The sequence below is a fragment of the Desulfofundulus thermobenzoicus genome, from assembly GCF_009428905.1.
Lineage (GTDB): Bacteria > Bacillota > Desulfotomaculia > Desulfotomaculales > Desulfovirgulaceae > Desulfofundulus_A > Desulfofundulus_A thermobenzoicus.
Genome location: NZ_WHYR01000079.1, coordinates 1 through 10,002, shown reverse-complemented (window position 1 = coordinate 10,002; position 10,002 = coordinate 1). Strand labels below are relative to the sequence as shown.

The 10,002-nt window shown below is 53.4% G+C and carries 11 protein-coding genes; 9 read left to right on the top strand and 2 right to left on the bottom strand.

Annotation, left to right across the window (positions count from 1 at the left end):
- Positions 1 to 636: 636 nt before the first annotated feature.
- The 5 genes from GFC01_RS17155 to GFC01_RS17135 all read left to right on the top strand — a co-directional run bounded on the left by GFC01_RS17155 (position 637) and on the right by GFC01_RS17135 (position 3,488).
- On the top strand, positions 637 to 1,164 hold the full coding sequence (locus GFC01_RS17155; RefSeq protein ID WP_152948372.1) for a gamma carbonic anhydrase family protein: 528 nt from the start codon (positions 637 to 639) through the stop codon (positions 1,162 to 1,164).
- A gap of 175 nt (positions 1,165 to 1,339) precedes the next feature.
- Positions 1,340 to 1,888, top strand: a complete 549-nt coding sequence (locus GFC01_RS17150; RefSeq protein WP_152948371.1) for a hypothetical protein — start codon at positions 1,340 to 1,342, stop codon at positions 1,886 to 1,888.
- Entirely contained in the window at positions 1,885 to 2,763 is an 879-nt protein-coding gene (locus GFC01_RS17145) for a sensor histidine kinase (protein ID WP_152948370.1), read from the top strand. Before GFC01_RS17150 ends, GFC01_RS17145 begins: the two co-directional genes overlap by 4 nt.
- Positions 2,723 to 3,370: an accessory gene regulator B family protein gene (locus GFC01_RS17140; RefSeq protein ID WP_152948369.1), complete on the top strand. Its 648-nt coding sequence runs from the start codon at positions 2,723 to 2,725 to the stop codon at positions 3,368 to 3,370. The genes GFC01_RS17145 and GFC01_RS17140 overlap by 41 nt, the downstream gene beginning before the upstream one ends.
- Complete coding sequence (locus tag GFC01_RS17135) at positions 3,360 to 3,488, top strand: cyclic lactone autoinducer peptide (protein WP_152948368.1); 129 nt, start codon at positions 3,360 to 3,362, stop codon at positions 3,486 to 3,488. Before GFC01_RS17140 ends, GFC01_RS17135 begins: the two co-directional genes overlap by 11 nt.
- Positions 3,489 to 3,811: 323 nt before the next feature.
- Here the strand turns inward: GFC01_RS17135 and GFC01_RS17130 are convergent, their stop codons facing one another.
- Together GFC01_RS17130 and GFC01_RS17125 are read right to left on the bottom strand one after the other, a co-directional pair.
- A complete protein-coding gene (locus tag GFC01_RS17130; protein ID WP_152948373.1) occupies positions 3,812 to 5,374 on the bottom strand; it encodes a helicase-related protein in 1,563 nt (520 codons plus the stop codon).
- 4 nt (positions 5,375 to 5,378) lie between these two features.
- Positions 5,379 to 6,152, bottom strand: a complete 774-nt coding sequence (locus tag GFC01_RS17125; protein WP_152948367.1) for a DEAD/DEAH box helicase — start codon at positions 6,150 to 6,152, stop codon at positions 5,379 to 5,381.
- A gap of 158 nt (positions 6,153 to 6,310) precedes the next feature.
- Here GFC01_RS17125 and GFC01_RS17120 point away from each other — a divergent pair, with 158 nt between their 5' ends.
- The 4 genes from GFC01_RS17120 to GFC01_RS17105 all read left to right on the top strand — a co-directional run.
- Positions 6,311 to 6,523 carry a hypothetical protein gene (locus GFC01_RS17120; protein ID WP_152948366.1) on the top strand — a complete coding sequence of 71 codons (213 nt, stop codon included), beginning with the start codon at positions 6,311 to 6,313 and terminating at the stop codon, positions 6,521 to 6,523.
- Between the two features lie 303 nt (positions 6,524 to 6,826).
- Entirely contained in the window at positions 6,827 to 7,933 is a 1,107-nt protein-coding gene (locus GFC01_RS17115) for a mannosyltransferase family protein (RefSeq protein WP_194175019.1), read from the top strand.
- A 14-nt stretch (positions 7,934 to 7,947) separates the two neighbouring features.
- Positions 7,948 to 9,048 carry a glycosyltransferase gene (locus GFC01_RS17110; RefSeq protein ID WP_152948364.1) on the top strand — a complete coding sequence of 367 codons (1,101 nt, stop codon included), beginning with the start codon at positions 7,948 to 7,950 and terminating at the stop codon, positions 9,046 to 9,048.
- A gap of 206 nt (positions 9,049 to 9,254) precedes the next feature.
- Positions 9,255 to 10,002: phosphohexomutase domain-containing protein (locus tag GFC01_RS17105; RefSeq protein WP_479723389.1), on the top strand; the 748-nt coding region annotated here is incomplete at its 3' end.

The following is a 10,002-nucleotide window of genomic DNA, read 5'->3' as shown; positions in this document are numbered from 1 at the left end:
GTTCTCCTCCCAGCCCATCCCCAGGACGTGAATCAAATACGTAACGAAGCCACAAACAAGGCGGGAGACATACAGGCGCAATACCGGCCACCGGGGTCGGCATTTACCCCCGGACCGTCGGATCAGTTCCGTTACTGAGCCTGCAATTGAGCCCGGGCGCAAATATGCCAAAACACGCTTGATCCGGCGCTGTCCCCCCTCATTGGAATGCTCGGGACAGCGCCTTATCATTACCAGAGTACCGGACCACCCGGGGATTTGCTCAAAACTCCCATTCTTTTTAAAATATAAATCAAGCTTAAAAGGACTCTTAATAAGACGCCAGGACAAGCATGTCCGATCTATTCTCCCGTAATTGCCCGTCAGCGAAAAATATAGCGTTTGACCTCCATTGTATTCCAGATTAGAATAAAGGTAAGTGATTGTTATCACATGAACATACCGCCTCTCCTTTCCCCACTGGCCCTGATATGGGCCATTTTTTTATGCCCATTATTCTGCATCCAGGGGACTCAAAGTTGTGAACCATATATTTTTTGCTGTTAGGAAGGAAAAATAAAGGTGAAAAAGAAAAGTTTTTTTACAAGACAAAATATGATCCATAAAGTTGCACTGATAAGCAGGGAGTGAAAAGCAATGAATATCCTTCCATTTAACCATGAACGACCACGGCTGGCAGAAGATGTATTTGTGGCGCCGGGCGCGCAAATAATTGGCCGGGTGGAAATCGGCCCGGGGAGCAGCGTCTGGTTCAACACGGTGATCCGGGGGGATGCGGACCGGGTGATTATCGGAGCGTACACCAACATCCAGGACTGCTGTGTATTACATGAGGACCCCGGTTTCCCACTGGTGGTGGGCGACCGGGTTACCGTGGGTCACCGGGCCGTCCTGCACGGCTGCACCGTCGGGGAGGGTGCCCTCATCGGCATGGGTGCGGTAATTCTAAATGGCGCCCGTATTGGCGCCGGTGCGGTAGTGGGAGCCGGGGCGCTGGTGGTGGAAGGCCTGGAAATTCCCGCCGGTTATCTGGCCCTGGGTTGCCCGGCCCGGGTCATCCGGCAGCTTTCCCGGGAAGAAATCGAAAAATTCCAAACAATGGCCGACATTTATCGCCGGCGGGCACAAAAATACCGTCAGGAAATGGGTGCATCTTCCAGCTAGGGTAGATTATTCCCAAATAATTTCCACGAAAAAACAAATTTTTATGCAAAATTTTCCCTGAAAAAGGAGGAGTTTAATCAATTATGCAGAAATATGTATCAGGTGCTGGATTCATCTGGAAAGGGTGTTGCGGTACAGGACGGGGAAACCGCAAATGATGGGTGGCTGAAGCCCGGTGATGAGTGATATCATTCCGACGATCTTGAGTGGAGAGACAGCAATGGACCGAATGCCCCTGTTGGCACTAATCTTCCAGTCCATCCCTGAGAGCGTTATCATCCTGACCCTGGGTTTAACCCTGATGGGTATAGAATTAAAATGGAAAAGAATTATCCCGGCAGCAATGCTTTCTTCCCTGGCGTCGTATTTTGTACGGGAGTTGCCTATACCGTATGGGTTGCATACGTTTATTGGAATTATTATAATTACATTACTCGTTCTGCTCTTTTTTAGAATCTCCTTAGTTATTGCTTTGAATGTGGCATTGGTTGGAATAGTTAGCTTAGCCTTAGTGGAATTGCTTTATTGGCCATTTCTTCTTTTGATTACTAATCATAACATAACCGCAATATGGCACTCACAAACCTTGCGAATTTTAGCGGCAGTTCCAGAATTAGTTACGTTATCATTGATTACCTGGTATTGCATAAAAAGAAAGATCACTTTAAGAACGCCAGGCAATAATAAGGAAAAACATAAATATCAGGGGACAGATCATTTATGAGTCTGCCATATCCAAACTATCTGCTATCTATTTTAAGTCTTGGTCAGGTGCTGATAATTGCCATTTTTACACAGTATCTGGTAATAAGCGATGCAAAAATTTCTTTGATGTGGTTAATTATTGTAGACATTGTGGTTGTTGGCAATGCCGCTTTAAGCTTAATTTTGATGCGTAAATTAATGGTCCTGGAAGAACAAGATATTTTAATCAAGCAACAGGCCAGACATATCAAAAACATGGAGGAAATGATCCGTAACATCCGCGCCCAGCGTCACGATTTTATCAGTCACCTGCAGGCCGTTTACGGCCTTTTGCAGATGGGCAAGTCTGAAAGTGCCCAGGAGTATCTAGCTGAAGTGACCGGGGACATGCGCATTTCTTCCCAGACCCTGCGCATAAAACAGCCCGAGGTGGCAGCCCTGATTCAGCAAAAAGCAACCAAGGCAGTCAACCAAAACATCTCTTTCGGTTTAGTTGTGGAAAGCGGCTTGGAGCAGCTAACCGCCCGACCCTATCATGTGAACCGCATCCTGGGCAACCTGCTGGACAATGCCATGGACGCGGTGATGTTCCTGGAGACAAAAGACCGTTACGTCCGCCTGGAAATCCATGAAGATGAAAAGAACTACATATTTAAGGTGGGCAATTCCGGACCGGCCATCCCTGAATACTTGCGGGAGAAAATTTTTGAGCCAGGGTTTTCCACCAAAGGGGATAACCGGGGCCTGGGGCTGGCCATCGTAAAGGAAATTGTGATCCAGCACGGCGGGCAGGTGCAGGTTTCCTCCCCGCCCACCATCTTTACGGTTATCCTGCCGAAGGAAGGTGTTGAGGGTGATCCACCAACTGGCGGTAAAGATGGCCACCTGGCTTAGTAAGGAAGTAAACCAGGAAGAAAGGGCGGCGGTGATGGCCTATGGGCTGGAGCTTTTACTGGGGGCACTGGTGAAGCTGGTATGCTTTGTAACCATACCCCTTCTCCTGGGCATCTTCCCCCAGGTAGCTGCCGCCATCGTGGCCAGCGTGGTCTTCCGCCTGGCGGCCGGGGGCGCCCACTGCACGGCCTATTACCGCTGCTTAACCGGTTCTCTGGTCACATTTACCGGCCTGGGCTATCTCGCCCGGTGGCTGTCCCTTAACGGCATTCCCGGTGAGGGAATGGCAGTTGCCGCAGCTCTCTTTGCCTTTTTTGTGGCGATCCTTTACGCGCCGGCGGACACAGCGGCCAAACCTATAAGCAGGGACGGCCAGCGCCGGGCGTTAAAGGCGGCTTCCCTGCTGGTGCCCGTGGTTTACCTGATATTGGTTCAGTTCGTCTTCGCAGGGGAAGATTTGCTAATAGCCAGTGCCCTGGGCCTGGCTTTCCAGTCCTTCACCGTCACCCCGGCCGGTTACCGCTTCATGGATGCTCTGGACAGGCTTCTCCTGCGAGTACATCAATTCTTAATCCAGGATAAAGGAGGTGTGGATCATGCGGTTTAAGCAATGGGTGCTGGGAATCATCGCCACTGTGACCCTGGTCGTGGCCGCAACAGGCATTTACCCGGCAAGCTGGCTTTTCTTCTACCAGCCGGAAGTGCCCGCGGAACTGCGGAAGTAAAGTGAAAAAAGAGAAAAAACACCGCTGCCGCAGCACATATTCCAAAACGTACATAACTTTTCAAACCGGCGGCAGAGATTACGGGCGAAAGCCCGTTTCTTTTTGGTGGTCTAAAATCCCGTCTCCCGGGAATTATTCTTTAAATATACCCGTAGAAAAATCTGCATGACGGCGTCATAAAGTCGGGGCTGCCACAAAGCGTTTTTCGGAAATTCCGGCAAAACCCCGGTTCAATTCATCAGACGAAATGGATGTATCAGAAGTAAACGCTCTTTTGCCAGATTCGGCTCCGTTTTTGTTTTTTCCGTTTTGAAATATTTGCTTTAAACCCCCAGTACGGCCACCTCGTCCCGGTCCAGGCGACGGCGCAGTTCCCGGGCCAGGGCGGCCAGGGTGCGGTCCTCCCCGGCTGCCCTTTCTATCTGGCGCAACAGATCTATTTCCCGGCGCATGACGGAAAAAACGTCCCCTTCCTGCAGGTTGCACATACCCAGAAGCTGCTCAAAGGAAGCCCCCTCGTACCAGGCCGCCGCCAGCGCCGCAGGTACGGGGGACCAGACGCAAAAGTTTTCCGGCACTCCGTTTTCCAGTAAAAACCGGCGCAGTTCTTCCACCCGGACCAGGGAAAAGGGCGGGGAAACCACCTGCTCGTCCCGGCCGGGCTGGTAATCCACCCCGGCCAGTATGGCAGCCACCTCCACCGGGGTTGACTCCAGAATGATACCGGAAAAAACCAGCTCGGTAACCAGTATTTCCTGGACGTGCACAAAAAGGGCAAATTTGCCCCGGGGCAGCAGTTCCCGCCCCTGTACATAACCCATCCTTTCCAGCAGTCCCCAGACGCTTTTAAACTCGTGCCCGTAATCCCGGGAATTTTGCTCCAGCTGCTGCAGGCGCCTGTGCAGCAGGTGAATCCTTTCTTCCAAACGGCGGATTTTCTTTTCCGCCTCCTGGCAGGCCTTATAACGGCATTTTTTGCGCTCGGTTTGCAACAGCGCCCGGATCTCCTCCCGGCGGTCCCTGCTTCCCGCCCGGTTGCGCCGCCGGCGCTTGTTAAGCTGGTTCAGTTCTTTCCGCAACTTCAAGCGAAAAAGCTGGCAGCAGGGCTGACCCCGTTCCGGACAAAAACAACTGGCCAGATCCGCGGCCTTTTCTTCCAGCCGGGGCAGCTCTTTTTTAATTTCCCGGCTTTCCCTGCTGTTCTGATAAACGGCCAGATTTTGCTCCAAAAAGCGGCGGATCTCTTCGTCGGTTTTCCAGCAAAGCAAGCTCAAGACCGTATTTGGTGATATGGACAAACGGCCTCGCACCGGTTCCACCCCATCCTCGCGATAAAAGCCCGTTTGCTCGGGAAACCGCTCATCAATGCGTACATAAACCCGGCCCACCGGGTCGAACCCCCGGCGCCCGGCCCGGCCGGCCATCTGGAAAAACTCCCGGTTCAAAAGGGGGCGGAACTCGCGGCCGTCCCATTTGCGGCATGAATCAAACACCGTGCTGGCAGCCGGGAAATTTACACCCACGGCAAAGGTCTCGGTGCAAAATAATACGTAAATCAACCGGGATTCGTACAGCCTTTCCACCAGATCCTTCAGCAGGGGCGACAGGCCGGCGTGGTGGTAACCTATTCCCTGGTGCAAAAGACGGCGCAATTTTTGCCGCCGGGGACCAAACAGGCCGGGGTTCCCCTCTTCCGCTTCCCTGATCATCCGGGTTACGGTGCGTTTTTCCCCGGCGTCGAGAAAATCCCATTCCCGTCCCAGTTCTTCAGCCAGCAGTTCGGTACGGCCGCGGCTGAAGGCAAAATAAAGGGCCGGCAGGTGATCCTGAATGGCTGCAATGACTTCCCCACAGGTGGGGCTGGGACCACTGGCCACGGATTGCATCACCTCAAAAATTAGCTTCTTCCCGTCCCCCCGCCAGCATGCCGTCCCAGTAACGATGGCGCCAGCGGCGGACTTCCTGCCGTTCGGCAATTTCTTCCCTGGCCTCCTCCTCGTCCAGCACTTCCCCGCCCGGAGCAATCCAGGCTATTTCCAAAGGAACCGCCCGGCAGCGCTCTTCAATTACTTTGACCACCTCTCCCCGCACATCGGCCATCCAGGAGGCAATTTCCCTCACATTGGGGACGGTGGCCGAAAGGCCGAGAATTTTCATATGGGGCGGGGCAAAAATAATGCTTTCCTCCCAGGCCGTTCCCCGCTCCTGATCGTCCAGGTAGTGCATTTCGTCGAAAATGACATGGGAGGTATGGGCCAGATCTTCCGGGTTGGCAAAACACCAGTTGCGGAAAATCTCCGTGGTCATTACCAGTAGAGGTGCCCTTTCGTTTATGGAAAGATCGCCGGTGATCAAACCAACCTGCTCCTGACCGAAAAGTTGACCAAAATCACGGAATTTTTGATTGGAAAGGGCTTTAATGGGTGAGGTGTACACGGCCCCTTTACCTTCCGAAAGGATATTAACCAGCAGTTTCTCGGCAATGAGGGTCTTACCCGTGCCGGTGGGGGCGGCTACCAGAACGCTGTACCCTTCCAGCAGGGCTTCTATGGCCTGCTCCTGAAAGGGGTCCAGCGATACCGGCGGGCCGGCGGCATAAGCCTTTCTGTGCCGGCGTCCCGGCCGGCGTTTTCCCTGAGTGCTTGTTTCTCTTTTGCCGGTCAAGTATCAAACCCATCCTTTCCTGGAATATGAACCTGGTCGTTATCTATGCTACATTATACACTAAGAAAGAAAGAATTAAATTAATTTACCGTGAAAAATTTACCCGCAAAGCAGTTTTACGGTATAATAGAAAAAATCTTATCGGGGAGTGGTTGGCCATGAATACTGGAAGCCTGGTGGATTACCGGGTAAACCATCGTCCGGAGGGGCAGTTGGTGAGTGTGGAAATAACCTGCTGCGGTCAACGCATCGGAGAAATACGCTTTAAAGACCGGGAAAGCATCACCTGTCCCCACTGTGGTCTCGTTCATCTCCTGTCCGTAGAACATAACCACTTTCATATTCGCCAGCAGCGGCAGGCGCAGGCCTGAAACAAAATAATAGCCGGAAAAACCCAATGGATAACCGGGCCAAGAAACAAGGACCAAGGGACGGGGTCAGCGGATCCCGTTTTATTTTCCCTTCCCTGCATGAAATGGAGAAAAGAGGTCAAAATAAAAGGATGGCAACCACCACTCTGGATAAAGCAATTTGCCGGTACGTCAATAAAGGAATGTGCTACTGCCGTGCCGGTCCGGTCCGAAAACGGCCATGGTACTGCCGGCGTAATAACTGTGGAATGAGCGGTGCAACGCCATGCCTGGAAATTCACTGATCTTATAGAGGATGAGATGATGTTCTGGCGTCGATTACCCCTTTTCCACCGGGATGTGCTTACACCCTACCTGACCCACTTGCTGCTTGTCTTTCTGGCCGGGTATTTTGCGGTGGTTTTCTTCCCCGGCAATTATGACCCCAGGGAGATTACCAACATCGTAACCCAGGGGTTGAACCGCTGGGACTCCGGGTGGTATTTGCAAATCGCCCGGGATGGTTATGATACCAGATCAGCCGCCTTTTTCCCCCTCTATCCCCTGCTGATTCACCTGTGCGCCCGGCTGGGGGTGGATCCCGTGATGGCGGGAATCGCCATTTCCAATCTGGCCCTGTGGGGTCTGCTGGCCGTCTTTTTTTTACTGGCCGGGATGGACACGGACATGTCGTCGGCGCAGCGGGCCACCTGGTATCTGGCCCTCTTCCCCACCGCCTTTTATCTATCGGCCATCTACACGGAATCCCTTTATCTGTTCCTGGTTTTGCTGGCCTTTTATTTTGCCCGCCGTAACTGGTGGCTTCCCGCCGGTGCTGCCGGCATGCTGGCCTCCGCCACCAGAAATATGGGTATTTTTTTGAGTTTGGCCCTTCTCCTGGAATACCTCACGGCCCGGTCCGGCAAAATAAAAAAGGATATTTGCTTCCTGGGCCTGATCCCCCTGGGAGCGATCCTGTTCATGGCCTATCTGAAAATAAGGCTGGGTGATCCCCTGGCTTTCTTGCACGCCCAGCAGCATTGGGATCGCCATTTTGACTGGCCCTGGATCACCTTTAAGCAAACCATGATCTATATAGGGCATAATTACAACTTTTTCCACAATTTGCTGGATCTATCATTTACCTTTTATGGTGTGGCTCTGTTTCTTCTATCATTATTTAAAGGATGGCGTCTCCGCCCATCCTACGGTTTTTTTGTCCTGACCGGACTACTGGTGCCATTGCTTTCACCGGCAACCCACGAACCCCTTTTCAGTATGCCCCGGTTTGTAATGGTACTGTTCCCCCTGTACCTGATTCTGGCCCGCCTGACCACCGGGGAAAGGGAATATAATTTCGTCCTGGCCCTTTTGGCCCCTTTGTACTTTTTTCTACATTTCATTTTTGCCCGGGGCGAATGGGTGGCTTAAAGGAGGTTTTACTGTTGTTATCCGTAATCATTCCCACATATAACGAAGAACATAATATCATACCGGTAGCCCGGCAAATCGGCATTGCCCTGCAGGACCGGGAATACGAAATAATCTTCGTGGACGATAGCACCGACGGTACGGTACGGGTTCTGGAAAAGCTGGCCCTATCCAACCCCCGGGTCCGTTATATCCACCGCCGGGGAAAGCGGGGGTTGGCCACGGCTGTGGTGGCGGGCTTTCAGATAGCCAAAGGAGATATCCTGGCTGTAATGGACGCGGATCTGCAACACCCCCCGGCAGTATTGCCCCACCTTCTGAATGCCATTAAAAAGGGGAACGATCTGGTCATTGCCTCCCGTTTTTTGCCCGGGGGCAGCGACGGAGGCCTGACTCCCGCCAGGCGGGTCATTTCCCTCACCGCCCGCTGCCTGGGACGTTTGCTGCTCAAAAAGGTCCGCCCCATCAGTGATCCTATGAGCGGCTTTTTTATGCTGCGCCGGGAGGTGGTTCAGGGGGCACACCTTACCCCCCTGGGCTGGAAAATTCTTATGGAGGTTCTGGTACGGGGACGCTACCAGCGGGTGGCGGAGGTACCCTATGCCTTCCGGCGCCGGAAGGAAGACCATTCCAAAATGACCCTGGCTGAACAGGTCAACTACCTGCGCCACCTGCTGCGCCTGGTCCTGAGCAGCCCGGAGGATTTGCGTTTCTGGAAGTTCTGCCTGGTAGGAGCCAGCGGCGTGGTGATGAATATGTTCTTTTTTCTCCTCCTTACCCGGTTGCTCCGTCTGGACGTAATCCTGTCCGCCCTGGTGGCCACCACCCTGGCCATGTTCAGCAATTTTTTGCTCAATGACCACTTTACCTGGCCCGGAGCCAGGGAAGATCAGTTTTTTAGCCGGACGGTAAAGTTTTTTCTATGCTGCACCGCCGGTATGCTCATTAACGTGGCCGTGCTGGCTCTGTTGAACGGCTACCTGGGACTGCCGGCAGTTTGTGCCAACGGCGCCGGCATCCTGTCCGCCACCCTGTGGAATTATTATGCCAACAACCGGTGGACCTGGACGGCCCAGACCGCCCGCCTGGCCAACGAAAATCCCGATTCCCGCTGACACCTCTAAATAGAGAAATGCCTGCCGGCCCCTGGAGAGCAGGATCCTTTTGGGATAATTTACCACAGTTTTTCAGCGGCGGGGTATGGTAACAATTATATAATGTTAAACATGAAAGAAATTGTTGCCGGGAATCCTCCCCGCGGGGAGGAATTTTTTATTTTACCGTCGTAAAGTAAAAGAAAAGGCAATGTGGAGGAAAGGCATTGTTCAACCGGGACATTTTCCGCGAATACGACATCCGGGGCGTGGCCGACAGGGATCTGACCGATGAAACGGTGACAGCCCTGGGCCGGGCCTTTGGTACTTACCTCCGGCGCCGGGGTAAAGTAGACGTGCTGGTGGGCATGGACAACCGCCTGAGCTCTCCCCGTTTGAAGGGGGCGATGGTGCGGGGCCTGGTGGCCACAGGCTGCCGGGTTACCGACATCGGCACCGTGATTACTCCTATTCTGTACTACGCCCGCATTTTGTACAACGTGGATGGGGCGGTAATGGTCACCGGCAGCCACAACCCGCCTACGGAAAACGGCTTTAAACTGGCCTGCGGACCGGGAACCATTTACGGCGAAGAAATCCAGGCCCTGCGGTTGCTGATGGAAAGGGAGGACTACGAAAAAGGAAGGGGCACACTGGAACGGGCAAATCCGGTACCGGAGTACCTGGCCATGCTGAAGGATAAAATCCAGCCGGGTCCGAAAAAATTAAAGGTGGTGGTGGACTGCGGCAACGGCACGGCCGCCTTCTTTGCCAGGGATTTTCTGGAATCCCTGGGATGTACGGTCATCCCCCTGTACTGCGAGCCCGACGGCCGCTTCCCCCACCATCATCCCGATCCGGTGAAACGGTCCAACCTGGTGGATCTCATAGAACAGGTGCGGGCCACGAAGGCGGACGCGGGTATCGCCTTTGACGGGGATGCGGACCGGTTGGGGGCGGTGGACGACACCGGGC

Bases quoted from the DNA above. Each gene is read 5' to 3' on its own strand.
- GFC01_RS17130 (WP_152948373.1), bottom strand. From the start codon at position 5,374: ATGCAATCCGTGGCCAGTGGTCCCAGCCCCACCTGTGGGGAAGTCATT.
- GFC01_RS17135 (WP_152948368.1), top strand. From the start codon at position 3,360: ATGCGGTTTAAGCAATGGGTGCTGGGAATCATCGCCACTGTGACCCTG.
- GFC01_RS17155 (WP_152948372.1), top strand. From the start codon at position 637: ATGAATATCCTTCCATTTAACCATGAACGACCACGGCTGGCAGAAGAT.
- GFC01_RS17115 (WP_194175019.1), top strand. From the start codon at position 6,827: ATGTTCTGGCGTCGATTACCCCTTTTCCACCGGGATGTGCTTACACCC.
- GFC01_RS17120 (WP_152948366.1), top strand. From the start codon at position 6,311: ATGAATACTGGAAGCCTGGTGGATTACCGGGTAAACCATCGTCCGGAG.
- GFC01_RS17145 (WP_152948370.1), top strand. From the start codon at position 1,885: ATGAGTCTGCCATATCCAAACTATCTGCTATCTATTTTAAGTCTTGGT.